Origin of the sequence: Pirellulimonas nuda, assembly GCF_007750855.1 — a bacterium.
Classification (GTDB): domain Bacteria; phylum Planctomycetota; class Planctomycetia; order Pirellulales; family Lacipirellulaceae; genus Pirellulimonas; species Pirellulimonas nuda.
In genome coordinates this window covers 992,361-1,016,247 of the sequence record NZ_CP036291.1, presented here as the reverse complement: position 1 = coordinate 1,016,247, position 23,887 = coordinate 992,361, and the positions used below count along the sequence as shown (strand labels likewise).

Below are 23,887 nucleotides of genomic sequence, written 5' to 3'. Positions count from 1 at the left end.
GCCAGCAGCCGACGGGCTCTGCCCGCCGGAGCAAAGACGACAAGGCAGCAAGGCCAATAGTCGAAAAGGCACAGGATTTAAGCAAACCATGAGACCGCTGCCTATCTCCTCGACCGAACTCCAAGCCCGCATCGCACGCGCGCAGCGACTGATGCGCGACTACAACCTCGACGCCCTCCTGCTCCCCGCCGGCACGAGCCTGCGCTACTTCACCGGCGTGCGGTGGTCGCTCAGCGAGCGGCTGCTGGCGGCGGTGCTGCCGGCTGAGGGGCCCCCGCGCTTCGTGGCGCCCGCGTTTGAGGAGCCGAAGGTCCGACAACTGGTTTCCATCGGCGATGAGGTGCGGGTTTGGCAGGAAGACGAGTCGCCGTTTGAAGTAGTTGCGGGGCTGTTGAGCGACCTGAACGCAAAGCGCGTGGGGCTCGAAGAGACGACTCCCTACGCGTTCGTCCGCGGCCTCGCGGCCGCGGCGCCATCGATCGAATGGGCCGACGCCGTCCCGGTCGTGTCGGGCTGCCGGATGCACAAGAGTGCGGCCGAAATCGAGATCATCCGCTACGCGATGAACCTTACTCTCGACGTCCATCGGCAAACGCACCAGTCGCTGCGTCCCGGCGTTAGGACCACCGACATCGCTGGCGAGATCGACCGTCTGCACCGCGCAGCGGGCGCGGATGATGGCAGCACGTTCTGCATCGTCGCCTTCGGTCCTTCGACGGCGTTTCCGCACGGACCGGACGGCGTGCAATCGCTCGCGGAGGGCGACACCGTGCTTGTTGACACCGGCTGCACCGTGCACGGATACCACGCGGACATGACGCGGACCTACGTGTTCGGCGATCCTTCGGCGCGCCAACGCGAAGTATGGAACATCGAACGCGAAGCCCAACAGGCGGCCTTCGCCGTGATCCAACCCGGGGTCCCCTGCTCCGCGGTGGACGACGCGGCCCGCGCTGTACTTACGCGGCACGGCCTTGGCCCCGACTACCGCACGCCCGGGCTGCCGCACCGCACCGGTCACGGCCTGGGGATGGACATCCACGAGCGCCCTTACATGGTCCGTGGCAACAATCTCCCGCTGGCGCCCGGAATGGTGGGCAGCATCGAGCCGATGATCTGCGTCTACGGCGAGCTAGGCGTTCGGCTGGAGGACCATTTCTATGTCACGGACTCCGGCGCCGTTTGGTTTACCCAGCCGAGCCCCGCAATCGACTCGCCCTTCGGGGCGTAGCCGTACGGGGTAGCTGGCGCCGTCGACTTTGGCGTAGATCTTGCACGCCATTGACGTCGGATATCTGACGACCAACCAGAGGGCTAAGTGTCGTTCCTGACCGCCGGATTGAGGAAACTGCTCAGCTACGTCCGCGTTCGTTCGGGGCGGGTTGCACGGTTTGCTTCACGGTTCAATCGGGTGTGGCGCTACGGGTGGGATATGGTGTTCTGGTCGCACATGCTGGGCCGCAAGCACGATCCAATCCCGATTGAGTTTCCTAATCGCGTGCTGCAAGAAAAGGGAGTGTCACGCCAACCGCCGGCCCTTCATGTCTCTGGGCCAAACGAAGCTGCTTCTCTATGGGACAACGGGTTCGCAGCGGTCAACGCTACACTGTTGCTAAACCTGAATGCGCCCGACGTGCTATCGAGCGTCCGTTACGCTCACCCAGCGCCCGCGTTCCAGGGCGTTTATCTATGGGATTCCGCTTTCATTGCGCAGGTCTGGCGGTTGTGGGAGCCGGAGGCGGCCAGGGACGCAATCCTAGCTGTGCTTGAACTGCGAGACGGGGCTCGAATGCAGCACGTTGTGGCCGACTTTGTTTCGTCGAAGTACACGCAGCCCCCATTGCTGGCATGGTCGTTGTTGCGCTGCTGTCCTCTAGGAGACGCGGAGGGCTTGGCGGTCTTGTCGCGGGCCTATCCTCACCTTCGCGACTACAACGAGTGGCTCAACGGGAATCGCAGGACGCAGCACGGCCTCTATGCGTGGGCGCACCCCTATGAGTCTGGAATCGATAATTCCCCCCGCTTCAGTTCCCGGGACGAGAGCGCTTTTGTAGACACTCGTTCAATGGAGTCGCCGGATTTCTCTGCGTACATGGTGCTTCAGAACGAGTCTCTTGCAGAGATTGCCCGGCGGGTCGACGATCTCCAAGCGGCCGCGAGGTTCAGCGAGCAGGCCGAAGAGATCCGCGACGCCATGAACGCGCTGCTCTGGAGCGACGAGGACGGCCTCTACTACGACCGCGATGTCGCCAGCGGCAAGTTGCTCAGGCACAAGACAATCGCCGCGCTGCTGCCGCTGTGGGCCGGCGTGCCCGACGATGAGCGTGCTGGACGGTTGATTGAGCACGCGGTCGACCCACGGAGTTTCGGGACGCCCATCCCGCTGCCCTCGGTGGCGCGTGACAGCCCAGACTTCGTTCTGGATATGTGGCGCGGCCCTGTCTGGATCAACACCGCGTTTGCCGTAATCCAAGGCCTGGAGCGCTACGGGCGCCTCGAGGAGGCCGGGGAACTTTCGGCTCGGCTCTGCGAAGGGGTATACCGGACCTTTGCCAACGAGCGGCGGGTTTTCGAGTTCTACGACCCCGAACGGTTCGATATTTGCAGGCTCCACCGCAAACAGGGAAACCGATGGAAGCAGTTTACGCTCGGCGGAAAGCCCGTATCTGAGTTCGTGGGGTGGTCGGGGCTGGTGAATACGTTGGTCATCGAGAACCTCATCGGCCTCCGGGAAGGCGCAACCGGGACGCTCGAACTCCGCCCGCTGATCCCGCAGAGGCTAGCCGGGATGGCTTTCTCGATTCGTCTGCCTGCCTATGGGCTGGCGATCACCGTAGAAAGGACCGCGGCCGGCGGCGTCTGCGGCGTGGTGCGATCGGCCACGGGGATACAACGCTTCGACGCGCCTTTCGGCGAAGCGATGGCGATTGGAGCGGCAGGGAACAACGCGAGGGATATTCGATGCGACTCTGCGACATCACTCTAAGCTACACCGAAACCAGCGGCGGCATCCGCACGTATATCGACGCCAAGCGGAAGTTCCTTCGGAGCGAGACCGAGCACGACCACGTTCTGATTATCCCAGGAGAAACAGACGAGTGCGCGTCCGACGGGCGGAACACCACCTACACGGTTGCCAGCCCGATCCTGCCGGGTTGCGAGCCCTACCGGTTCTTCTTACGACCGGACAAAATCCGCGACGCCCTTGCCGAGTCGCTGCCAGACGTAATCGAACTCGGGAGCTTCTACGTGGCGCCGTGGGCCGCGTTCCGACACCAACGCGACCGAGCCGAGATCGGAAGTCGACCGTTGGTTAGCGGCTACTTCCACACCGATATTGCGGAGGCGTACGTTGGCGGGCCGCTGCGCAACGCGTTTCACGGCTGGAGCCGCGCAGTGGAGTGGGTGGGAGACAAACTGGCCGACGCCGCTGAGCGTGGCGCAGAGGCGTACGTGGGATCGGCGTTCGAGCAGTGCGACATCCGCCTGGCCGCCTCGGAAGCGCAGGCCGGCCGGTTGCGGGAGTACGGGGTTGAGGAAGTCCGCGTGCTGCCGCTGGGGGTCGATCTCGACGTCTTCAGCCCGGAGAAGCGAAGCGAAGAACGGGCGGCGCTGTTGGGCGTTGACGACCACACGCTGGTGCTGATCTTCACCGGGCGCCTCGATGTAGAAAAACAAGTCCACTTACTCGTCGACGCATTAGAGATGCTGCCCGCCGGGTTCGACGCAGCGCTGGTGTTGATGGGAGAAGGGCCGCTGCGCGAGGAGCTGGAGGTGCGCTCCAAGCGGGACGCGCGCCTGATCGTACTCCCCTACGAAAGCGATCGCGGTCGCCTGGCACGCGTGCTGGCCTCGGCAGACATCTACGTAACCGCCGGACCGCACGAAACCTTCGGCCTCTCCGTGGTCGAGGCCCAAGCGTGTGGGCTGCCGGTGGTTGGGGTAGCGGGCGGGGCGCTCGTGGAGCGCGTCCCCGAGGGGCTCGGGCTGCTGGGCCCGGTTGGCGATGCGCGGGCGATGGCCGACAACATCCTGCGCGTCGCCGACCAGCGGCGGGCGATGGGCGCCCGCGCACGCAGGCACGTTGAAACGCGTTTCGGCTGGGACACGACGTGCCGAAAGCTCCTGCAGATCTACGAACAGGCCTTCCAAGATGCATAAAACAAACACGGGGCCGCGGCGAGCGCCGCGGCCCCGTGGTTTTCAACTCAATTCACCGCTCCCGTCTTGGGCTAACCCGCGACAGAAGCCGGCGTCCTCGCGTGCCGACCGGCGACCAGGCCACGACAGCCTTCGGCGCCGCACCGGCACTCGAACGAGCGGAAGAGGACGTCTTCCGTCTCGTCGTAGTCCATCGTCAGCAGGTCGCCGGGGGCGATGTCGCGGACCGCATGGAACAGCCTCGTGTTGACGTCGAGCCACGAATTGGGTTCGCAGCAGTGCAGCACCTTGCCCGCAAAGTACGGGTCGTCCAGGTGCAGCCCCGGCGCCATCTGCAACGAGTGCAGCGTCATCTTCCTGGAAAGCGTGCCGTTCATCCGGAACAGGACGTCCCCGCTGCGATACTCCCGCAGCACCAGAACCCCCTGACCACGCTCGCCATCCACATTCACTACGCGGAAGTCCTCGCCGCGTGGCTCGTTCGCCACTTGGGCTAGGTGGTTAGGGTAGATTCTCATTTCCGGTACAGCACCTCACAGGTTACGGACTGGGGGGAAAAATACGACTCAAGAACGCTCCGCACCGTTTCTTCCTCGTAGTCCTTACAGCTAAAGACGTCGAGGTACATGTCGCGGTGGGCGTCGTTGGTATGGAACATGATCGCGCTGGTCTCGATGAGCTGAACGCCCGAGACCCCGACGCCGATCCCTGTCCCGAACCGAGCAACAATCGGCGGTCCGAAGCGGACCATGTCGATGTCGTCGGCCATCTGAACCAGAAACTCATAGAGCCTCTCGATCGACAGCAGGCTGTCGTTGCAGCCCAGCGCCGTGGCGATCAGGTGCTTGCCGTAGTGCGGCTCGCCTTGATGCTCAATGAGGCGGTACTCACGCTCTGCAATCATCCGTTGGGGTACCTTAGGGGAAATGCGGAAAGGACCGACCGCGCAGCCAGGCGCGGCGGTCACAGCCATGGGGGTACGCGGGGGGCGGCCATCCCAAGGCCGCTGGGCGAAAGGGCTAATTGAAGCCGAGCTCTACCAACCTGGCGCTCTACGCTTTACGAACGCGGAACAAGACTTTGGTAGCTAAACGACCGAATTGGCCGCCCGAAAGCGGATTGCCTGACGCCACGCGCCGGCCAACCTCCGTTGCCCAAACACGCGTAACGCAGCGGCGCTGCCGCTACGCATTAATGAATCATATGGCTCGGTGCATTGCAATGGCAAAAGGGGCTGTCCGGAGAAACTTGCCCGGGGGCGCCAGCAGGTCCCCCAAACACCCTTAATACGGCTTGTCGCCGATTTTGTTCCCCGGGGGGTCGTAGTTGCACACCCAGATCGTCCGCCCGCCCACGGTCGCCTTGCCGCAGCCGATCTTCGCCGTCCCGCTCCACACCATCTGCGTGTAGTGGCCGAACACCAAGAAGTTCTGGTTGTCCATCTTCTGGCCGCCGTACTTGTCCTTCTCGCCGTACCACATCCCGGCGGCGTCGCGGGCGGTCTTGGCCATCGCCAAGTTCTCGCCGTACGGCGAGTTCTGGCGGTGCTCCAGCTTGCCCTCCTGGGCCAGCTTGTCCGCCCAACGCTGGGCGTACTGGGCCATGCCGTCCGACCAGGCGACCGGCGGCGCGCCGACTTCGCGGCGGGCCTGGTTGTGGATGTCCAGCATCACGGCGATCTCTGCCTTGGTCAGCTTCGAATTCGCCGCGGGGGCCGGGCCCGGCTGGGGAACCGGCGGCGCGGCGCCGGCACGCATCGCCAGCGTCTGCCAGCCGTTCGATGCAGCAGAGTCGTAGATCGCTTCGTCCTCCATCAGCCGCACCCACATCTCGCGTCCCTCGTCGTACATCGCCACCCATTGGTCGGTGCGTTCTTCCTCGTACAGCATCCCGATCGAGCGGCCGTTGCGGTCGTAGTGACGCCAGGTCCGGTCGTCGAGGCGGCGGAAGCGCTCGCCACCCTGGCAATCCCAGGTCGTGAAATCGACCAGCGGGCCGATCCGCCACGTAGCGGCCTGTTCCCCCGGGGTCCAGAAGTCCGACACGATCCGGTCGCCGGCCTTGGCGAACCAACGGCTCCCCTCGCTGCAGGTCTGGGGCGTCATCTGTTGCCCGTCGCCCAACGACCTTTGGACCAGCACCTCGCTCTGCTTGCCATCGTCGACACGATAAACGCTCACCTCCCGACCCGACCCGTTGTGCACGCTCAGCGTCACCTGCCCCTGCTGGGGTTGTGGCCGTGGCGGGGCCGGGGCGTCGCCCCCCTGCTGGCCATCCCCGTTCGGTACGCCGCCGTCCGCAGGCCCTCCCGCTAGGGCGCCTACCGGAAGAAACACCACCACCGCGTCGGGCCTGAGAACCGCTGCCAGGAACGGCGGCACCTGCGGCTGGTCGATCTGTTCTACCTCCAGCACGATCACCGGCACCACGCGGCTCTCGCTCCGGCCCGAGCTGAGGATCTGGATGCTTTCGCCGCTCGCCCGGCGGACATCGAACTGCCCCGGGGAGACCTCGACCTCTTCTCCTACCACCTTGCGGTCCATGACCGTCTTGGTCCGCACCTGCTCCTGCATCACCGTTACCCGCACCGTGCGGCCCGCAATCGTCTTCTCGACGATGGCGGGGACCTGCACCGAGTACTGCACCTCCTTCTGCTCCATCACCACGCGTGGCAGCGTCAGCCGGATCGATCCGCCGTCGCCTCGGCTCAACAAGGCGGGGAGCGGCGGGGTGTCCGGCAGCGCAACCTGAGCCTCAGACGAGGCGCAGATCAAGCAAGCCGTCGCGATCACGACGCGGCAAACGGGGCGAAGCATACGAGCAGCCTTCTTTCAAGAGTCGAGCGACAGGGCGTTAGCACCTGCACGATACCACCGTCGGTTGACCGAAGCCAAAGTTTTCCAAGCCGGTTCGGAGGCCCGCCGGGCGGTCCAAACGTTTTGTCCTTTTGTCCACCTGTCGGCGGCGCGGTTTTCGGACAAAACCCACCCCCCACCGGGCAATCTCCGGGGAAAACCACCCCCCTCTCCCGTCTAGGGCGCCGTGCCGTCGCGTCAGCGGGGTGACCGAGCGGACAAAAAGGACGCCGATCGGACACCCGCCGGACACAAATCACCCGAGGGCGACCAGACGCCTCCGCCAGCGGACACCACGGGGACAAAAGTGGCGCACCCTCTAGGGGGTTCTGGTCCGGTCCACCAACCCCGTAGTATCGCAGAGCCGATCGTGCGATGGGGCGCCATTTTTAGCCACCCACTCCCGGGGCAAACCGGCGCCGCGTGCGCGGGGTTAGTACTTCACGGTCGGCTGAAACCCTTGCGACACCCGCGTGCCGGTGGGCGCCGCGGCCATCTGGGGCGTCGTGACCGAGGCCCCTTGTAGTTGTGCGATCCGTGCGGCCAGCGCCGTCTGAGACCCATCGATCGCCAGGGCGCGTTGGTAGTTGGCCAGCGCCTGCTGGTAGTCCCCTTCTTGATCGCGGATGCGGCCCAGGGCCGCCAACGCCCGGCTGTTGTTGACGTCGATCGCGAGCGCGTCGACGAGCTGCGTCTTGGCTTGCTGGGGCTGCCCCGATTCTTCCAGCAGCCGCGCCAGCTCGATCCTTGGCTCCGGGTCGGTGGGGCTCGCGGCCGCCCAGTTGTTCAGCAGGCGGAACGCGGCGTCGCGGCGGTCGGTGTCCACCAGCAGCACGGCCAGCCCGCGGTAGCACTCCGGGTAGTTGGGGTTCCGCTCCAGGCACTGGTTGTAGACCACCTCGGCCTGGCGGAGGTCCTCTGGGCGGTTCTGCTGGATGCCGCTGCGGTGCAGCGACGCAGCCAGGTTGTAGTAGCCGTCCGGCTGGTCGGGGGTGTTGGCGATCGCCTGCTGGAACTTGCCGGCTGCCTGGTGGTAGGCGCCCTGCTGGTACAGACGGACCCCTTCGGCGTTGTTCGTCTGGCTGGCGACTGTGTTGCAACCGGCAGCGGCAGCGAGCGTCAGGGCGGCGCACAGGCCTAGCAGCGTGGGGCGGGGATTCGCGGGTTTCACTTCGCTACGCTCCTTGCCCGATGGGGCCGGCGGCAGGGTCGAAATCGGCAGAACCCTAGCAACCGGGGCAAAACGGGGCAAGACGGTTCGCGCCGGTCGTAGGGGCCCCTCGCGCCGCTAGATCGAGCGGATAGGGGTTTAGCCGACGGGCGCCGCCCCGTCGGAGTTTCCGGACGAACGCGTTCTTCGGGTTGCCGCGGCGGTGCGGAACCCGTGGGCTGATGGCCATCCGGAAGTTCCGGCAGGGCCGGCATCTCCCCCCAATTGCGCACTCTTTGTTGACCGTTTCTTGTTTCCTAACCGCCACATCGTGGCGTGGGCGCCACGGCGCGTGCATGTTCCTATGTCCCCAGATTGCCTATTCGGCCTCCCCGGCGCCCCGCCGGTGACGCCGGCAGCCCCCCCAGCCGCCCGCCCGGAGCCCCCCCCTCAATGGCTACCCGCACCCCCGCCAAGCGAACCACTCCCACGCGTTCTGCCGCTGCCGCGACCAAGAAGCCGGCCGCGAAGAGCGGCGCCGCCAAGAGCAGCCCCAAGAAGACCGCCGCCCGCAAGTCGCCCGCCAAGCCGGCGAAGAAGGTAGTGGGCGAGGAAGAAGTGACCGTCGACCGCCGCCGCGGCGAGCAGGCGGTCGAGGAAGCGGCCCCCCCCAAGCTGGAGCGTCGCAAGAAGGTCGTCCGTCGCCGGCAGATCGACCCGACCACCTGCGAACGTGACTACTCCGACGACGAGGTGCAGTTCATGAACGCCCTGGACGAGTACAAGCGGGCCAGCGGGCGGATGTTCCCCACCTGCAGCGAGGTGCTGGAGGTGGTCCGCGGCCTGGGCTACGTGAAGCTGAGCCCCGCAGAACTGGCCGCCGCTCGGGCGACCGGCGAGGTCGAGGTTGAGCCGCTGGGCGGACCCCAGGACGACGACCGCGAGCAAGACGACTCGCTGTAGGCCCCGATCGGGCGACCGCGCCGCGGGCCCCCTCTCGCCCCCAAGGGTAAGCAGGGACGCCTAGACGCGGCCCCACGCTATAGAAAAACCGCAAGCCCCAAGGACCGAAGCCGCTGGCTCGGTCGTTGGGGCTTGCTCGTTGGCGGTTCGCGGGCAGCGGTTACTGGTTGTGGGCCCGCAGCAGCAGGTCGCGCACTTCTTCGGGCGAGGCGTTGCGGAGTTCCTTGCCGCGGAGGGCGAGTTGCTCGATCGTCTTGATGACTGCTTCTTGCATCACGGCGTGGGTCTCGTGCGAGCCCCCCGCCAGCAGGAAGTTCTCCCCGCGGGTGAGACGCTTGTGGCCATCGGCCGCGTCGAAGGCGACGCCGAGCAGCCCGGTCGGGCCGGCGGAAGGGAGACGGTTGCGGGGCATGCTGCTTGGCGCCGGCGTTGTGGGGCCAGTGGTTTTAGGACCGGTGTGGTGGGGTGGTTCTTGACGCGTCGCCGCGTTCTAGCGCCTGCGCGACATCTGGCGGAGGATGTCGGCCGCCGCCTCGCGGCTGTCCTTGGCCTGCGACTTGGGCGGGAGCGGGGGGAGCTTGCCCGGCTGCTTCTTGCCCGCCTTCTTTTGGGCGTCCTGGTCGTCTGCGTCCTCGCCGCCGGCGAGGGTGCGTTCTAGGTCTTCTTCCTCGAGGGTCTCCGGCTCGCCGGCCGCGGCCTGGTCCAGACGCACCGACTTGAGGCCCGCGGCGCGGGTCTCGTCAAGCTGCATCGTCTGCGTCTCGTTCGACGCGAGGTCGGAGTGGCTCGGACCGATCAGCCACTTGCTGATATCGTCCTCAAACACCCCCTCGCTGCCACGCTCGGTCGACTTGGCCTGAGAGGCCGCCCGGCCGACGGCGTCGGCGACGTTGGCCACCTTGGGCTGCTTGCCCGACTTGATCTCTGCGGCCTCGAAACGGAACTTCAGCGGGCCGACCTGGATCTCGTCGCCGTGGTTCAGGCTGGTCTCGCCACCGATCTTCTTCTCGTTGACGATGGTGCCGTTGCGACTTCCGAGGTCGCGGATGGTGGCCCGCCCGTCGGCCAACGCGATCAAGCAATGTTTGCGGCTGATCGCCTCGCTGCCGGCGCGCAGGGTGCACTCCTTCGAACGCCCGATCAGGAACTGGTCCTTCTTGAGCGGGATTTCTGCGCCTTCTTTGGCGCCCCCTAGTACCTTCAACTTCATGTCGGACCTCTTGTCTGCTCCGCCCAGTGACCGATGAAACGTAAGAGAGCACGCAAAGCGGCAGCAGCGTCGATCGTTCCGTACTTGCTAAATGGATGAGTGCAAACCGCAGACCAGGCCGCGGCTCCTGTATTGTATACGGAAACCGGGGCGGGAAGTTTTCCCTGTTTCGGATTCTAACGCAGGATTCCCAACCGCCTATCCCAGTTGTGGAAGGCCGTAGGTTATTGCCCGACCGGCGACCGCGGATGCCGCGACGCCCGCAGGGGCCGGCCGGGGGCTATTAGTCCGATCGGCGCGCCGGCAGCGCCGACGTTAGCGACGCTGGGTCCAATCGCGATCGGCAAACCGCTGGTCGGCGATCCGAGCGGCTGCTTCTTGCTCGGCGGGGCCGAGCGTCGCTGGTTCGAGCCCCCCCAGAAGGGCCGTCAGGCGATCAATCAGGGGGTCGCGCAGGCGGTCTGCGTCGACCGCCCGGCCAGAGAGATCGGCCAGCCCGGCCAGTTCTGGGGCCGCGACAGACCGCCCCAACAAGATGCTGCCGTGCTGCAGCACCGCCCCCCGGCGTCGGCGTTGGGCGGCCCCGCACAGCTTTGCGCCGCAGTCGGAGGCGACCACGTCGCCGGAGGAACGACGCAGAAAGCACAAGAAGGGCTCGCCCGGGGGGGGCGGCTCGGAGTCGCCAAACACCCGGCACGCGAGCCCGGACTGCTCGCCGATCACCGCCACGAGCGCCCGGTGGACCGCACAATAAAGGTCGAGGGGCCGACGCGCCAGCGGCCGATCGGCCGGCAGGGCGACGCTGTACGTGAGCTCTTGGTCGTGCACGATCGCCCCGCCGCCGCTGCGGCGGCGGACCACGGGGCACTGGGCGCTGGGGGCGTGGGCCCGCCGCTGGGCGTAGGCCTGGAAGTACCCCAAGGAAAGCGTAGGCGCCTCCCACTGGTAGAACCGCAGCGTCGCTACCCCCTCCAGGTCGGCCCGCTCCAGCAGCGCCTCATCCACCGACATGTTCCACACACCCCCGGCGGGGGGATCGAGGATCAGGCGGGTGGGGGACATAGACGTTCTCGCAAAAGCGCCTTGAGAAAGAATGACCAACGACCAAGCCTGAATGACCAATACGTGCAGGCGACCGCCTGCGCGTCTTTGGTCATTGGTCACTTAGGCTTGGTCATTGGTCATTTCTACCCGCAATAGCACATCCGCGGCTGCCGGGCGGCTTGCACCTCGTCGGGGCGGCTGATGGGCGTGGTGTGGGGGGCTTCGTGCAGCAGGTCGGGGTCTTCGCCTGTGATCTTGAACAGCGTCTCGGCAAACGCGTCGAGCGTGGCTTTGCTCTCGGTCTCGGTCGGCTCAACCATGATCGCTTCCTTCACGGTGAGCGGGAAGTAGACCGTGGGGGCGTGGTAGCCGTAGTCCAGCAGGCGCTTGGCGAGGTCCATCGCGCTGACGCCGCGCTCGCTCTTGAGCTTGGCGCCGGAGGCGACGAACTCGTGCATGCAGCGGTCTCCCTGCGGCACGGGGAGGAAGTGCTTCACCCGGCTGAGCAGGTAGTTGGCGTTGAGCACCGCGTTGTCGCTCACGGCCCGCAGGCCGTCCGGCCCGTGCGAGCGGATGTAGGCGTACGCCCGCACCATCACGCCGACGTTGCCCAGGAACGACCGCAGCCGGCCGATGGTCTTGGGGCGGTCGAAATCCAGGAAGTACTCGGCGCCCCCGTTCTCGCCGCTCGCCTCTCGTCCCTCACCCCTCTTCGCGACCACCGGCGCCGGCAGGTAGGGCGCCAGCTTGTCGGTCACACAGATCGGACCGGCGCCGGGCCCCCCGCCGCCGTGGGGGCCGCTGAAGGTCTTGTGCGGGTTGTAGTGCTGCATGTCGACGCCGAAGTCGCCGGGCCGGGCGATGCCCAGGATGGCGTTCATGTTGGCGCCGTCGAGGTAGATCAGCCCCCCGCGGGCGTGGACCGCCTCGGCGATGGGGCCCATGTTCGGCTCGAAGATCCCGACCGTGTTCGGGTTGGTGATCATGAACACCGCGATGTCGTCGTCCAGCTTGGCGTGGAAGTCGTCCATGTCGACCGCGCCGGACGTCTTGGTCTTCACGGTCACCACGCCGAAGCCCGCCATCACGGCGCTGGCCGGGTTGGTGCCGTGGGCGCTGTCGGGCACCAGCACCTTGCGGCGGTGCGATTGGCCCTGGTCCTTAAAGTAGGCGGCCGCCACCAGCAACGCGGCCAGCTCGCCCTGGGCGCCGGCCGCGGGTTGCAGGCTGCACGCGGGGAGCCCGGAGATCTCGCAGAGGTACTGCTGCGCCTCGTACAGCAGCCGCAGGATGCCCTGGATGGACTCCTGGGGCTGCAGCGGGTGGAGGGCGCCGAAGTAGGCCGCGGCCCGCTCGTTCCGCTTGGGGTTGTGCTTCATCGTGCACGAGCCCAGCGGGTAGAAGTGGGTGTCGACGCTCATGTTCTGCGTCGACAGGTTGGTGAAGTGCCTCACCACGTGGGGCTCGGCCAGCTCGGGCAGCTCCGGGGGCGCCGCGGCCAGCACGCCGGCGGGGAGCAGCTCGGCCACGGGCGTCTCCGGAACATCGCACGCCGGCAGCCGCGTGGCGCGCCGGCCGGCGTGGGAGAGTTCGAACAGGAGCTGGGTGTCTTGGGTGTTACGCATTTTCTAACCACGAAGGGTTTAACCACGAAGGGCACGAAGGAACACTACGGGAGCACCGTCGGTAGCGAAGGCGCTCGACCGCCATGGACGCCGGAAACTCTTAGGACGGAACCTTAGAAGCGGGGAGTTTGACTGACTCTATTGCACTGGTCCAAGCACAGACCGAACCACCTTCTTCGTGATCCTTCGTGCTCTTCGTGGTGAAACTCACTGTTCGACGCCTGCGGCGCGCTCGGCTTAGCCGAACGACTCCGCCATCTCGCCGAGCTCGGCGGCTTCGGTGTCTTTCGCCAGGGCCTCGACGAACGCGACGAAGCGGTCGAGCTCTTCTTTGGTCCGCTTCTCGGTCACCGCGATCAGCAGGCAGTCGTCGAGGTCCGGGTACCAGCGGCCCAGCGGCACACCGGCCAGGAAGCCGGCGTCGAGCGCCGCGGCGATGAACGCGTCGACGTCGCACTCGCGGTCGCGGAGCACGAACTCTTTAAACACGGGCACCTTGAAGGCGGGCTTGAATCGCTCGGTCGTGGCCAGCCGATCGGCCAGGTAGCGGGTCTTCTGCAGGCAGAGCCCGGCGGTTTCTTGCAGGCCCTGGGGGCCGAGCTGGGCCAGGTAGACCGCGGCCCGCAGCGCGAACAGCGCCTGGTTGCTGCAGACGTTGCTGGTGGCCTTGTCGCGGCGGATGTGCTGCTCGCGGGTTTGCAGCGTGAGCACGAAGCACGGCTTGCCGCGGCGGTCGGTGGTCTGGCCGACGATGCGGCCCGGCATGCGCCGCACCAGCGCCTCTTTGCAGGCCAGGATGCCGAGGTACGGGCCCCCCATCGCCAGCGGCGAACCGAGCGAGTGCCCCTCGGCGACCACGATGTCGGCGCCGTCGCCGGCGTTGTAGTCGCCGGGCCGCTTCAGCAGCCCGAGGCTGATCGGGTCGAACACGCTGATCAGCAGCGCGCCGGCCTCGTGCGCCGCGGCGGTGGCGGCGTCTGCGTCTTCCAGGCAGCCGAAGAAGTTGGGCTGTTGCAGCAGCACGCACGCCGTCTGGTCGTTGAGCGCCGCGCGCAGCTCGTCAATACTGAGCACGCCGGCGGGCGTGGGGAGCGTGACGACCTCAACATCAAGGTTCGCCAGGTAGGTCTCGATCGTCTCGCGGTACTCCGGGTGCAGGCTCGCGGGGGCCAGCACGCGGTTGCGGCCCGGCTTGCTCGCCAGGGCCATCATCACGCCCTCGGCCGCGGCGCTGGCGCCGTCGTACAGGCTGGAGTTGCTGATATCCATGCCGGTGAGCCGGCAGACCAGCGACTGGTATTCGAACATCGCCTGCAGGTTCCCCTGGGCGACCTCGGCCTGGTAGGGCGTGTAGCTGGTGTAGAACTCGCCTCGACCGCCGATGGCGTCGACCACGGCCGGGATGAAGTGGTCGTACGCCCCCCCGCCGAGGAAACAGACCTTGTCGGACGCGTCGTGGTTCTGGCCCGCGAGCATCTGCATGTGCTGGTCGAGCTCCATCTCGCCCATCGCCGGCGGGAGGTCGAGCGCGCGACGCAGGCGGAAGTCGGCCGGCACCATCGCCAGCAGGTCCTCGATGGAGCCGACGCCGATAGCGTCGAGCATCTCGCGGGTTTCGTCGGGCGTGTTGTAGAGGTAGGGCATGGGGCGGGAGCAGCGCGAGGGGCGGGAGCGGGGGGGTGGGGCGGGCTACTGAGCTTCTTCGGCGCACATCTTCTGGTACGCCTCGTAGTCCATCAGCGCCTTCAGCCCCGCGGGGTCGGTGATCTCGATCTTGCAGATCCAGCCCTCGCCGTAGGGGTCGTCGCTGAACAGCTCTAGGTGGTCGGCCAGCTTGTCGTTCACCTGCACCACCTCGCCCGCCACGGGGGCGTAGATGTCGCTAACCGCTTTGACCGACTCGATTTCACAGAAGGACTCTTGCGGCGTGACCGGCCGGCCCGTTCTGGGGAGCTCGATGAACACCAGGTCGGTCAGCGCCTCAACGGCAAACGCGGAGATGCCGACGGTGGCCACCTGCTTCACCCCCGCCTCTTCGACGTGCACCCACTCGTGGCTCTTGGCGTACAGCAACTGCTCGGGGTTCATGGGAGATATCCTGTCTTTGTGGTTTGGGCCGGCGAAGTTTGGAAGGGTGAGGTGGGGATGAATGCAGATGGGGGGATGGCGTTTTGGCGGGCCGAGGCCGATGCGTCTAGGAGCCCGATTGTATGCATCTTCATGGAAGCGGGGTTACCGACGCCGATTCCGCCGGCCATCCCCTTACCCATTGTTCGATTTCTCGCGATCGACCTCCAAGCCCTCGTTGGGGCATCCCCCAATCGCCGTTCATCCCCGCCTCTCCCTTCTCACTTGCTGCTTGACGGCCGCCGGTAGAAGGGCAGCTCGACCACCGTGGCGTGCAGGCGTTGGCCGCGGAGGTCGACCTCCAGGCCGGTCCCCACGGCGTGCATCGTGGGGCCAACATACGCCATCGCGATCGGCCGATCGAGCGTCGGCGAGTAGCCCCCGCTGGTGACCACGCCCACCTGGGCGTCGCCGGCCATCACGGGGTAGCCCTGGCGGGGGGAGCGTTTGCCGTCCAGCACTAGGCCGACGCGGGTCGGGTGCGCTTCTTCGCCGCTTTGCGCGATCGCTTCGCTGCCGATGAACTCGCGTCCCTTAAGGTTCACGGCGAAGCCGAGCCCCGCCTGCGACGGCGTGATCTCCTCGGAGAGCTCGTGACCGAACAGCGGCATGGCGGCCTCGAGGCGGAGCGTGTCACGCGCCGCCAGGCCTACGGCCGAGCCGCCGGCCGCGACCACCGCGGCGTGCAGCTTCTCCCACAACGCCGGGGCTTCCGGCGAAGCACAGATCAGCTCGACGCCGTCCTCGCCCGTGTAGCCGGTGCGGCTCGCGTAGCAATCGACCCCGTCTACCTTGGCGGCCATGCCGGTGTAGTTCTTCAGGCCGTCGATGGGGCGGTCCGCCATGGCTTGCACAATGCCGATCGCCTTGGGCCCCTGCACGGCGATCATCGCCGTCTGCGTGGTCAGGTCCTCGATCCGCGCGGCGAACTCTACCTGGCGGTCGGTGATCCAGTCGATCAGCTTCGCGCGGTTGCCGGCGTTCACCACCAGGTGCATCGGGCCTTGAAACAGGGGCGACCCACCCCCCGGCGCCCCCTCTTCAGAAGCCCGGTAGGCCAGCACGTCGTCCAGCACGCCCCCCTCGGCGTTGCACATCAGGCTGTAGCGGATCTGGCCCGGCCGCATGTCGCTCACCCGGCGGGTGAGCAGGCACTCCAGCAGGTCCTGGGCGCCCTCGCCGTGGATGTCGATCCGCCCCATGTGCGAGATATCGAACAGACCCGCCGCGCGGCGTGTGGCGTGGTGCTCGGCGACGATCGAGCCGTACTGCACCGGCATGCTCCAGCCGGCAAAGTCGACCATCCGCCCGTTGTTTGCGGAATGCCAGTCGTGAAGCGGCGTGCGTGCGAGCGTGCTCATGGGGGCATTCTAGGAGGCGGGGCGCGGGGCGTCATGGGGGCGGGGGCGACGCGGCAACGAAATAACGAGAATAGCAGCCGACCTACGGTCGGCGCGTTCTGAGCCCGACTTCTCGCGAGACGCGCCGGCCCTAGGTCGGCTGCTGCTGGGCTTCTGGGAGCCTGCCTAGCCCTTTTTGCGCCGGTGTTTGCCCGTCTTGTCGCTGCGGCCTTTGGGGGGACGGCCGGAGGTCTTCTTCGGTTTGGGCGCCCGTTTGCCCTCGCCGCGGCCCAGCAGGCGGAAGTCGAGCTTGCGGCCGTCGACGTCGACGCTCGCCACGGCCACCCGCACGGGGTCGCCCAGGCGGAAGCTGTTGCCGCCGCGGAAGCCGGTAATTGAGTGGCTGGCGCGGTCGAACTTGTAGTAGTCGTCCGTCAGGGCCGAAATGTGCACCATCCCCTCGGCCGGCAGCTTGTCTCCCTGGATGAACATGCCGAAGCTCTCGACGCCGGTGATGACGCCGTTCATCTCCAGGCCGATCTTGTCTTTCAGGTAGTTCAGCAGCTTCACCTTGGTTAGCTCGCGCTCGGCGCTGGCGGCCCGGTGCTCGCGGTCGCTGCAGTGGTCTCCCTCGGCGAACAGCGCCGCCTCGTCCTGCACCGGCTTCTTGCCGATCGCGAGCGCCTCGAGCAGCCGGTGGACCGTCAAGTCGGGGTAGCGGCGGATCGGCGAGGTGAAGTGGCAGTAGCAGTCGCTCGCCAGGGCGTAGTGCCCCTCTTCTTCGGGGCTGTAGATGGCCCGCTGCATCGACCGCAGCGCCGCGAAATTGAGCGCGGGCTCGCGCGGGTCGCCGTGCGCTTCGCCCAGCAGCTTCTGCAGTTCGAAGCGGTTCTCCAGGCTCTCGACCTGGAAGCCCAGGTCGCGGACAAACGCGGTCAGGGCCGCCATCTTCTTCGGGTCGGGGGCGCCGTGCACGCGGCGTAGGAACAGCAGCCCCGCGTCGCGTAGGTTCCGCGCCACCGCCTCGTTGGCGGCCAGCATGAACTCCTCGATGATCTGGTGGCTCTCGGTCTGCGTCTCGAGGTGCGCGCCGGAGACCCGCCCGTCCTTGTCGAGGTCGACCTTGATCTCCGGCATGTTCAGCTCGAGGGCGCCCCGCTCCAGCCGGCGGCGGCGGAGCATCATCGCCAGCTCGAACATGTCGGCGACGAGCGCATCGACCTCGGGGGTGAGCGTCGCCTTTACTCCCTCCCCGGCAGGGGGAGGGTTGGGGAGGGGGTTGGTGGCTCGCTTAGCGTTTGCCTTGGTTGGGGTTTTCCCCGGGGCTGCCCCCTCCCCCTGCCGAGGAGGGGAGCTTTTGCTCGCCTTGACCAAACCTGTCTCAGCCAGGTACGCGTCGATCTCTTCGTAGGTGAACCTGCGCCGGCTCTTGATCGCGCTCTTGAACACGTCGGCGCCCACCGGCACGCCTTCGGGCGTGAACTCGATCCGGCAGGTCATCGCGTAGCGCACCTTGTCTGGCTGCAGGCTCGCCAAGTTGTTCGAGATGATCTCCGGCAGCATCGGGATCACCTCGTCGGGCAGGTAGACGCTGGTGGCGCGGTCGTACGCCTCGCTGTCCAGCGCCGTCTTGGGCTGCACGAAGTGCGACACGTCCGCGATGTGCACCCCCAACTCCCAGTGGCCCCCTTCGATCCGGCGGAGCGAGATCGCGTCGTCAAAGTCACGAGCGTCTACCGGGTCGATGGTGGCCACCACCTCGCCGGTCAGGTCGGTGCGGGTCTTGGGGATCGACTCGTCGAAGCGCTCGGCCTGGCCGCGGGCGTCTTCCAGCACCTCGGGTGGGAACTCCCCGGGGAGCGCAAACTCGATCTTGATGGCCATGGTGTCGACCCCCGGCGCGCCGCTGGCCCCGAGCCGCTGGGTGATGACCCCCTCCCCTTCGCGCATGTGCGACGGGAAGCGGACCATCTCGATGGCGACTTTGTCTTCGGGGTTGGCGCCCTTGGCGCCGGGGTCGCCGACGTAGATGGGCGCGGTGAACACGCCGCCGTCGACCATCACCAGCCCCTGCCCCCCCTCTTCGAGATAGGTGCCGACGAAGGTGTTGGTCTGCCGCTCGACGACGTCGATGACCTTCCCTTCCGGCTTCCCCTTGTAGCCGGTCCGCTTGTCCATGCGGATGCGGACAATGTCGCCGCTGGCGGCGTCGCCGGCGTTCTTCTTGTTCACGTACACGTCGGAGTCGCGTCCGGTGGCGGCGGGGGTCCCCTCGGGGCGTACAAAGCCGTCCCCCGAGCCGATCCGCCGGAAGGTGCCGACCACGCTCTTGGCGCCCGAGGCCGCCCGGGTGCCGGGCTGCTTGTCGGTTGCCGACGGCGCGCCGTCTACCTTGGGCACGCCCGGCTTGAGCGCGGCGGCGATCCCCTCGCGGGCCGCGTGGCCTGGCTGCATCGGCAGCACCATGTGGTTTGGGCCGTACTCCAGATCGCCCGCCTTGATCATCTTCTTGATGGTCTTGCGCGCCAGCTCGAGCGCGTCGCCCGCCAGGCCGAGCCGCTCACCGATCACCTTCGGCTTGACCGGCTTGTAGGCGGCGCTTCCCGTGTAGGCGAGCACGGCGTTGCGGATGTCTTGGTCCATAGCGGCAGGTCAGGCAGTGCCAGACGGTGGTAGGTCAGGCTGGGCCTGAAGTGGAGCGGAGCCAACTGCGAGCCCGCGAACACGAGCACACCGCACAAGCGGGGCAATCGCGCGAACACGAATCGGTGAGATAATGGGCGGGTGCACCTTGGTGGGATGCTGATGGGTTCACTTGTTTGCGCCGCGTGCTTGGTTTGGTCGGCTTGCGTTGCGAGAATCGTTCTCGAACCGTCCGTAAACGCTAGTCGGGAGGAACGATTCGCCGAGCAAGCTGGCCGTAGCATTCAATCGCAGCAATCGTCCCGTCTCTTGTTACTCTGGCGAGGAATGGCGGCTGCTTCGCAGAGGCTAGCGCCGTCATGTCGGGAAGTGCCTTGCAGAATGCATCTGCAATTTCTTGGCCGTTCAGGTTCTTCCCTCGGAGCACGAAGACGTGGGTGTTTGCTCTGAAGAGCGCCTCTACCTCGATCGGCCGTGTGAGAATGTGTTCATCCTGCGTCAGCACGACCCAGCCCTTCTCTCCAACTTTCGAAAGCCATTCTTCGTCTGGGGTGCCTTGGCCAAAGTGATGATCATGGATTCTGACCCGGGCGCCCAGTCGCATGAGCGCGTGATGCAGCACCTTTGCGCCGATGCTCTGGTCGATAAAGAAGATCGGCTGCCGTTTAGGCCGCCCTTTGGGCGGCTGCTTCATAGCAAAGCGCTTCCTCGATAGCGGACCGATCGCAACCGAAGTCGTCCGCAATCTCTTCCTGAGTGTCTCCCCCGATCCAGCGGCCGTAGATGATCTCTGTAGGAACCCCGATTGCGCATAGGATGGGGCGCCCAAAAGACCGTCGGTAGTCGATCACGATTGGTCGATCGGCGGGCGATCGGCCTTCGCGCCGCGTGAACGGAGCAACGCAGGCGGCCAGCGAGTCTTGCCATTCAATCCGTTGAAACCGGACAGGAAATACGTCTTTCAAGACGCTTTCGCAAACGGCCGGCTCGACAAAGGGGGCCAGCCTCTCAATGAACAGAGGCGTTCCCCGCAACTGAAACTCTTCTTGAATCAGGGGACGCTCCCAGCCGGTTTCCATCCCTACCGCTTGAAGCGCTTCGCGGACACGAAACAGTGGGATGTCCGGCCTGCTGACTCCGGCAAGCAAAAAGGCCTCGACGAGATTGAAGAAGCTAAAAATGCGACCCTTTGCCGCGGGCAAATGGATGATTGGCGTCCCATGGAGCCCCCCAGCCACTTCGCCGCCTAGCCAAGAACGGACCTTCGACCGCGGGACCCTCAAATGGCGGCTCAACTCGGAAAGAGTGTATGCGGGTAAATCGCGTGGATCCTCGATCCGCATTGCTGCTTCGACATCATACTGAAGTTTCGGCATAGCAAAACCTTACGTTGATCGACGCCGCCCAAATTATCGTAGTTCGCTGGCCGGCCATGGTCAACGTCACCCCTCCCGCTCGCCCTTCCACAGCTTGCGGTCGATGTTTGGGAAATACTGCGTCCAATGGCTCTCGCCGTTGAGGCAGTCGTTGATGAGTTGGCTGCTGCTGGCCAGCTTGGCGTCGAGGTTATCGAGCTGGTGCAGCGCGATCGCTTCGAGCGTCATCGGCAGCTTCGAGCTGCCGTAGGCGTACTCGCCGTGGTGGCTGATGATCATGTGCTTGAGCTCCATGCCCAGCGCCTTGGGGAAGGGCTCGCCGGACAAGCGCTCCGCTTCGCGGATCTTGTCGTCCAGCATGGTAATGCCGATCACCATGTGGCCCAGCATCTGGCCCTCGTCCGTGTAGGAGATGTCCCGGTCGTAGGCCAGCTCTTCGGTCTTGGCGGCGTCGTGCAGGAACGCGCCCACCAGCAGCTTGTCGCCGTCGAGCTGGGGGTAGCGCGGCGCGATCAGCAGCACCAGCTCGCACAGGCTCAGCACGTGGTCCAACAGCCCGCCGGTGTAGGCGTGGTGGTTCTTCATGCCGGCCGGGGCGCGGGTGAACTTGCCCATGAACTGGTCGTCCATCAGGTAGCACTCGCACAGGTTCTTCAGCTCCGGCGTGTTGATGCCGCGGAGCACCTCCGCCAGGCGGGCGGCCATCTTCTCGACCTCGGCGTCCTGCAGCACCAAGAAGTCGGCCTCGATCACCTCGTCGGGGCGGGCCTTGCGGATGCTCTTGATGATCATCTGCATGTTGCCCTGGAAGAGCTGGGTGGTCCCCTCCGCCACCACGTAGTCGCCGTTGTCGAAGCCCTTGAAGTCCGACTCGTTGGCGTTCCACATCCGCGTGCCGATGGCGCCGCTGCGGTCCGACAGCTCGAGCTGCAGGTAGAGGTTGCCGTTGCGGTTGGGGCGCAACTGCTTCTCACTCGCCATGAACGTCTGGCGGACCTGCTCGTTGTGGGCGAACTGCGTAACGTACCGACGCTCTGACATGGGGCTTCGCCCCAGGGGCTGGGGACTGGGGGTTGGGGGCTGGGGACGGGTGATTTCGGCCCTGGGCAGCCTGCTATGGTAGCAGATCGAGACGCGATTCCGCAGGCGCGGCGGTTCGCGTAGACTGCGGGGCTGAGATTTGTCCCCTGGCGGTCGATCCGCAGGTCACTCCGGCGCCTAGCGCCGCTGGTTCGCCTGCGCGTCCCCAGCCCCTAGCCCCTCCGCCGCAGGCGGACCACCCCCAACCCCGCGGGCGCAGCCCGCTACCTATGGCGAAGACGGCGATTTCTCCGACTCGTGCGGAAAACTACCCGGAGTGGTACCAGCAGGTCATCAAGGGCGCCGACCTGGCGGAAAACTCGGATGTGCGGGGCTGCATGGTCATTAAGCCGTGGGGGTACGCCATCTGGGAGAACATCCAGCGTCGGCTCGACACGATGTTCAAGGCCACCGGGCACGAGAACGCCTATTTCCCGCTGTTTATCCCGATGAGCTTCCTCGAGAAGGAGGCCGAGCACGTCGAGGGGTTCGCCAAGGAGTGCGCGGTGGTCACCCACCACCGCCTCGAACCCGACGGCAAAGGGGGCCTGCAGCCGGCGCCCAGCGCCAAGCTAGACGAGCCGCTGATCGTCCGGCCGACCAGCGAAACGATCATCGGCGCCACGTTCGCCCGCTGGGTGCAGAGCTACCGCGACCTGCCCATTCTCATCAACCAATGGGCCAACGTGGTGCGGTGGGAGCTGCGGACGCGGATGTTCCTCCGCACCACCGAGTTCCTCTGGCAGGAGGGGCACACCGTCCACGCCACCGAGGAGGAAGCCCGTGCCGAGACCCGCCAGATGCTCGATGTGTACGCGCAGTTCGCCGAGCAGCACATGGCGATGCCGGTGATCAAGGGAGAAAAGACGGCCGGCGAGCGGTTCCCCGGCGCGGTGGCCACCTACTCCATCGAGGCCATGATGCAGGACCGCAAGGCCCTGCAAGCAGGCACCAGCCACTTCCTGGGCCAGAACTTCGCCAAGGCGCAGGACATCAAGTTCCAGAACCAAGCGGGTGAAGTGCAGCTTGCCTGGACCACAAGCTGGGGCGTCTCTACCCGGCTGGTGGGGGGGCTAATCATGACCCACGCAGACGACGACGGCCTGGTGCTCCCCCCCAAGCTGGCCCCGGCGCACGTGGTGGTGCTGCCGATGTACAAGAGTGACGAAGAACGTGCCGAGGTGCTGAAGTACGTCGGCGAGCTCAAGTCGGGCCTGGAAGCCCAGCAATACGACGGCGAGCCGGTGCGCGTGCGCATCGACGACCGCGACCTCCGCGGCGGCGACAAGAAGTGGCAATGGGTCAGGCGGGGCGTGCCGCTGCGGGTCGAGATCGGCCCGCGCGACCTGGCCGACGGGGCGTTCCCGGTGAGCCGGCGCGACAGCAGCGAGCGGGGCCCAAAGATGTCTGCGGCCCAGTTCATCGAGGCGGCGCCGGGGCTGCTGGCCGAGATCCAGCAGTCGCTCTTCGACCGCGCAAACGCCGAGCGGCAGGCCGCTACCCAAACGATCGACAGCCTGAAGGACTTCGACGCGTTCTTCGCCGAGGGGGCGCCGGGGGGCCTGGCCTACTGCCACTTCACCGACGGCCCCGAGATGGAGGCCCACTGCAAAGCGCTGAAGGTGACCCCCCGCTGCGTGCCGATCGACGGCGAGGCGGAAGCGGGCAAGTGCATCTTTAGCGGGGCGCCCAGCGAGAAGCGGGCCCTCTTCGCTCGGGCTTACTAGGTACAATACAAATGGGGCGTGTGGCGTCTCCACCCTGGAGAGGCCCCGGCGCCCCACAAAGAATGCTAGCCGGCCAAGACCAGCCGGTGCTAGGATTGAGACAGACCGTACCCCCGCTCTGGACCATGCGACAGATATTCCTCTATCCCGATCACGAAGACGGCGGCTGGACGGTGGAAGTCCCGAGCCTCCCTGGCTGCATAAGCTGCGGAGCCACCCGGGAGGAAGCGATCACCAACGCTCGCGACGCGATTGAGACGTGGATCGATGGCGCTCAACGGACAGGCGTTGAGGCGCCCAAAGACACACTCGAAGCAGAGTTGCGCGTTATCTAGCTTGGGCGGTCGTGGGATGAGCGCGAAGCTTCCAGTGGTTTCCTCGCGGGAATTAATCCGGGTGCTGAGCAAGTGCGGGTTCAGCGAACTAGCCGACCGCGGCAAAGGGAGCCATCATTTTTTGACACGCGAGGATCCGCCTACTTCGATCACCATCCCCCGGCGCTCTGAGCTTCCGCGAGGGACGCTCAGAGCGATCCTTCGAAGCGCGGACCTATCCGCCGACGAACTCCGTAGAATGCTATAGACTT

At 66.2% G+C, this 23,887-nt stretch carries 22 protein-coding genes; 7 read left to right on the top strand and 15 right to left on the bottom strand.

Annotation, left to right across the window (positions count from 1 at the left end; all coding sequences use genetic code 11):
• Positions 1 to 88 precede the first annotated feature (88 nt).
• The 3 genes from Pla175_RS04340 (at position 89) to Pla175_RS04330 (ending at position 4,161) form a co-directional block, all read left to right on the top strand.
• Positions 89 to 1,231 carry a M24 family metallopeptidase gene (locus Pla175_RS04340; protein ID WP_145281468.1) on the top strand — a complete coding sequence of 381 codons (1,143 nt, stop codon included), beginning with the start codon at positions 89 to 91 and terminating at the stop codon, positions 1,229 to 1,231.
• A gap of 219 nt (positions 1,232 to 1,450) precedes the next feature.
• Complete coding sequence (locus Pla175_RS04335) at positions 1,451 to 2,986, top strand: MGH1-like glycoside hydrolase domain-containing protein (RefSeq protein WP_197527263.1); 1,536 nt, start codon at positions 1,451 to 1,453, stop codon at positions 2,984 to 2,986.
• Positions 2,962 to 4,161: a glycosyltransferase gene (locus tag Pla175_RS04330; RefSeq protein ID WP_145281466.1), complete on the top strand. Its 1,200-nt coding sequence runs from the start codon at positions 2,962 to 2,964 to the stop codon at positions 4,159 to 4,161. The genes Pla175_RS04335 and Pla175_RS04330 overlap by 25 nt, the downstream gene beginning before the upstream one ends.
• 71 nt (positions 4,162 to 4,232) lie before the next feature.
• Here Pla175_RS04330 and Pla175_RS04325 read toward each other — a convergent pair whose 3' ends face one another.
• The 4 genes from Pla175_RS04325 to Pla175_RS04310 all read right to left on the bottom strand — a co-directional run bounded on the left by Pla175_RS04325 (position 4,233) and on the right by Pla175_RS04310 (position 8,187).
• Positions 4,233 to 4,679, bottom strand: coding sequence for an SET domain-containing protein (locus Pla175_RS04325; RefSeq protein WP_145281465.1), 447 nt, complete (start codon positions 4,677 to 4,679; stop codon positions 4,233 to 4,235).
• Positions 4,676 to 5,065, bottom strand: a complete 390-nt coding sequence (gene speD, locus Pla175_RS04320) for an S-adenosylmethionine decarboxylase (RefSeq protein WP_197527262.1) — start codon at positions 5,063 to 5,065, stop codon at positions 4,676 to 4,678. The genes Pla175_RS04325 and speD overlap by 4 nt, the downstream gene beginning before the upstream one ends.
• 379 nt (positions 5,066 to 5,444) lie before the next feature.
• Positions 5,445 to 6,977 (bottom strand): CAP domain-containing protein, encoded by a 1,533-nt coding sequence (locus Pla175_RS04315; RefSeq protein WP_145281463.1) that lies wholly within the window; start codon positions 6,975 to 6,977, stop codon positions 5,445 to 5,447.
• 472 nt (positions 6,978 to 7,449) lie between these two features.
• Entirely contained in the window at positions 7,450 to 8,187 is a 738-nt protein-coding gene (locus tag Pla175_RS04310) for a tetratricopeptide repeat protein (RefSeq protein ID WP_197527261.1), read from the bottom strand.
• Positions 8,188 to 8,619: 432 nt separating this feature from the next.
• On the opposite strand from Pla175_RS04310, the gene Pla175_RS26410 reads away from it, so the two are divergent.
• Positions 8,620 to 9,129 (top strand): hypothetical protein, encoded by a 510-nt coding sequence (locus Pla175_RS26410; RefSeq protein ID WP_315851506.1) that lies wholly within the window; start codon positions 8,620 to 8,622, stop codon positions 9,127 to 9,129.
• A gap of 160 nt (positions 9,130 to 9,289) precedes the next feature.
• Here Pla175_RS26410 and Pla175_RS04300 read toward each other — a convergent pair whose 3' ends face one another.
• The 11 genes from Pla175_RS04300 to Pla175_RS04250 form a co-directional block, all read right to left on the bottom strand.
• The gene (locus tag Pla175_RS04300; RefSeq protein WP_145281461.1) at positions 9,290 to 9,541 is read right to left on the bottom strand and encodes a hypothetical protein; all 252 of its coding nucleotides are present in this window, start codon (positions 9,539 to 9,541) and stop codon (positions 9,290 to 9,292) included.
• Positions 9,542 to 9,619: 78 nt separating this feature from the next.
• Positions 9,620 to 10,339, bottom strand: a complete 720-nt coding sequence (locus tag Pla175_RS04295) for an FHA domain-containing protein (RefSeq protein ID WP_145281460.1) — start codon at positions 10,337 to 10,339, stop codon at positions 9,620 to 9,622.
• A 315-nt stretch (positions 10,340 to 10,654) separates the two neighbouring features.
• Positions 10,655 to 11,401, bottom strand: a complete 747-nt coding sequence (locus tag Pla175_RS04290) for a lipoate--protein ligase family protein (RefSeq protein ID WP_145281459.1) — start codon at positions 11,399 to 11,401, stop codon at positions 10,655 to 10,657.
• Between the two features lie 125 nt (positions 11,402 to 11,526).
• Positions 11,527 to 13,008 (bottom strand): aminomethyl-transferring glycine dehydrogenase subunit GcvPB, encoded by a 1,482-nt coding sequence (gcvPB, locus tag Pla175_RS04285; RefSeq protein ID WP_145281458.1) that lies wholly within the window; start codon positions 13,006 to 13,008, stop codon positions 11,527 to 11,529.
• A gap of 237 nt (positions 13,009 to 13,245) precedes the next feature.
• Positions 13,246 to 14,652 (bottom strand): aminomethyl-transferring glycine dehydrogenase subunit GcvPA, encoded by a 1,407-nt coding sequence (gene gcvPA / locus Pla175_RS04280; RefSeq protein ID WP_145281457.1) that lies wholly within the window; start codon positions 14,650 to 14,652, stop codon positions 13,246 to 13,248.
• A gap of 45 nt (positions 14,653 to 14,697) precedes the next feature.
• Positions 14,698 to 15,096 (bottom strand): glycine cleavage system protein GcvH, encoded by a 399-nt coding sequence (gcvH, locus tag Pla175_RS04275; RefSeq protein ID WP_145281456.1) that lies wholly within the window; start codon positions 15,094 to 15,096, stop codon positions 14,698 to 14,700.
• 260 nt (positions 15,097 to 15,356) lie between these two features.
• Positions 15,357 to 16,496 carry a glycine cleavage system aminomethyltransferase GcvT gene (gene gcvT / locus Pla175_RS04270; RefSeq protein ID WP_145281455.1) on the bottom strand — a complete coding sequence of 380 codons (1,140 nt, stop codon included), beginning with the start codon at positions 16,494 to 16,496 and terminating at the stop codon, positions 15,357 to 15,359.
• A gap of 165 nt (positions 16,497 to 16,661) precedes the next feature.
• A complete protein-coding gene (locus Pla175_RS04265) occupies positions 16,662 to 19,118 on the bottom strand; it encodes a ribonuclease R family protein (protein WP_145281454.1) in 2,457 nt (818 codons plus the stop codon).
• A 241-nt stretch (positions 19,119 to 19,359) separates the two neighbouring features.
• Positions 19,360 to 19,812 carry a PIN-like domain-containing protein gene (locus Pla175_RS04260; RefSeq protein ID WP_145281453.1) on the bottom strand — a complete coding sequence of 151 codons (453 nt, stop codon included), beginning with the start codon at positions 19,810 to 19,812 and terminating at the stop codon, positions 19,360 to 19,362.
• Entirely contained in the window at positions 19,784 to 20,494 is a 711-nt protein-coding gene (locus Pla175_RS04255) for a DUF433 domain-containing protein (RefSeq protein ID WP_145281452.1), read from the bottom strand. The genes Pla175_RS04260 and Pla175_RS04255 overlap by 29 nt, the downstream gene beginning before the upstream one ends.
• 66 nt (positions 20,495 to 20,560) lie before the next feature.
• On the bottom strand, positions 20,561 to 21,535 hold the full coding sequence (locus Pla175_RS04250) for a 3'-5' exoribonuclease YhaM family protein (RefSeq protein ID WP_145281451.1): 975 nt from the start codon (positions 21,533 to 21,535) through the stop codon (positions 20,561 to 20,563).
• Positions 21,536 to 21,804: 269 nt separating this feature from the next.
• Between Pla175_RS04250 and proS the strand changes: the two genes are divergently transcribed.
• The 3 genes from proS to Pla175_RS26985 are packed head-to-tail and all read left to right on the top strand — an operon-like array spanning position 21,805 to position 23,883.
• Positions 21,805 to 23,301 (top strand): proline--tRNA ligase, encoded by a 1,497-nt coding sequence (gene proS / locus Pla175_RS04245; RefSeq protein WP_145281450.1) that lies wholly within the window; start codon positions 21,805 to 21,807, stop codon positions 23,299 to 23,301.
• Between the two features lie 11 nt (positions 23,302 to 23,312).
• Entirely contained in the window at positions 23,313 to 23,636 is a 324-nt protein-coding gene (locus Pla175_RS26990) for a type II toxin-antitoxin system HicB family antitoxin (RefSeq protein WP_391527852.1), read from the top strand.
• Entirely contained in the window at positions 23,569 to 23,883 is a 315-nt protein-coding gene (locus Pla175_RS26985) for a type II toxin-antitoxin system HicA family toxin (RefSeq protein WP_145281448.1), read from the top strand. The genes Pla175_RS26990 and Pla175_RS26985 overlap by 68 nt, the downstream gene beginning before the upstream one ends.
• Positions 23,884 to 23,887: the final 4 nt, after the last annotated feature.

Bases quoted from the DNA above. Each gene is read 5' to 3' on its own strand.
- Pla175_RS04340 (WP_145281468.1), top strand. From the start codon at position 89: ATGAGACCGCTGCCTATCTCCTCGACCGAACTCCAAGCCCGCATCGCA.
- Pla175_RS04335 (WP_197527263.1), top strand. From the start codon at position 1,451: ATGCTGGGCCGCAAGCACGATCCAATCCCGATTGAGTTTCCTAATCGC.
- Pla175_RS04330 (WP_145281466.1), top strand. From the start codon at position 2,962: ATGCGACTCTGCGACATCACTCTAAGCTACACCGAAACCAGCGGCGGC.
- Pla175_RS04325 (WP_145281465.1), bottom strand. From the start codon at position 4,679: ATGAGAATCTACCCTAACCACCTAGCCCAAGTGGCGAACGAGCCACGC.
- speD (WP_197527262.1), bottom strand. From the start codon at position 5,065: ATGATTGCAGAGCGTGAGTACCGCCTCATTGAGCATCAAGGCGAGCCG.
- Pla175_RS04315 (WP_145281463.1), bottom strand. From the start codon at position 6,977: ATGCTTCGCCCCGTTTGCCGCGTCGTGATCGCGACGGCTTGCTTGATC.
- Pla175_RS26410 (WP_315851506.1), top strand. From the start codon at position 8,620: ATGGCTACCCGCACCCCCGCCAAGCGAACCACTCCCACGCGTTCTGCC.
- Pla175_RS04300 (WP_145281461.1), bottom strand. From the start codon at position 9,541: ATGCCCCGCAACCGTCTCCCTTCCGCCGGCCCGACCGGGCTGCTCGGC.
- Pla175_RS04295 (WP_145281460.1), bottom strand. From the start codon at position 10,339: ATGAAGTTGAAGGTACTAGGGGGCGCCAAAGAAGGCGCAGAAATCCCG.
- Pla175_RS04290 (WP_145281459.1), bottom strand. From the start codon at position 11,401: ATGTCCCCCACCCGCCTGATCCTCGATCCCCCCGCCGGGGGTGTGTGG.
- gcvPB (WP_145281458.1), bottom strand. From the start codon at position 13,008: ATGCGTAACACCCAAGACACCCAGCTCCTGTTCGAACTCTCCCACGCC.
- gcvPA (WP_145281457.1), bottom strand. From the start codon at position 14,652: ATGCCCTACCTCTACAACACGCCCGACGAAACCCGCGAGATGCTCGAC.
- gcvH (WP_145281456.1), bottom strand. From the start codon at position 15,096: ATGAACCCCGAGCAGTTGCTGTACGCCAAGAGCCACGAGTGGGTGCAC.
- gcvT (WP_145281455.1), bottom strand. From the start codon at position 16,496: ATGAGCACGCTCGCACGCACGCCGCTTCACGACTGGCATTCCGCAAAC.
- Pla175_RS04265 (WP_145281454.1), bottom strand. From the start codon at position 19,118: ATGGACCAAGACATCCGCAACGCCGTGCTCGCCTACACGGGAAGCGCC.
- Pla175_RS04260 (WP_145281453.1), bottom strand. From the start codon at position 19,812: ATGAAGCAGCCGCCCAAAGGGCGGCCTAAACGGCAGCCGATCTTCTTT.
- Pla175_RS04255 (WP_145281452.1), bottom strand. From the start codon at position 20,494: ATGCCGAAACTTCAGTATGATGTCGAAGCAGCAATGCGGATCGAGGAT.
- Pla175_RS04250 (WP_145281451.1), bottom strand. From the start codon at position 21,535: ATGTCAGAGCGTCGGTACGTTACGCAGTTCGCCCACAACGAGCAGGTC.
- proS (WP_145281450.1), top strand. From the start codon at position 21,805: ATGGCGAAGACGGCGATTTCTCCGACTCGTGCGGAAAACTACCCGGAG.
- Pla175_RS26990 (WP_391527852.1), top strand. From the start codon at position 23,313: ATGGGGCGTGTGGCGTCTCCACCCTGGAGAGGCCCCGGCGCCCCACAA.
- Pla175_RS26985 (WP_145281448.1), top strand. From the start codon at position 23,569: ATGGCGCTCAACGGACAGGCGTTGAGGCGCCCAAAGACACACTCGAAG.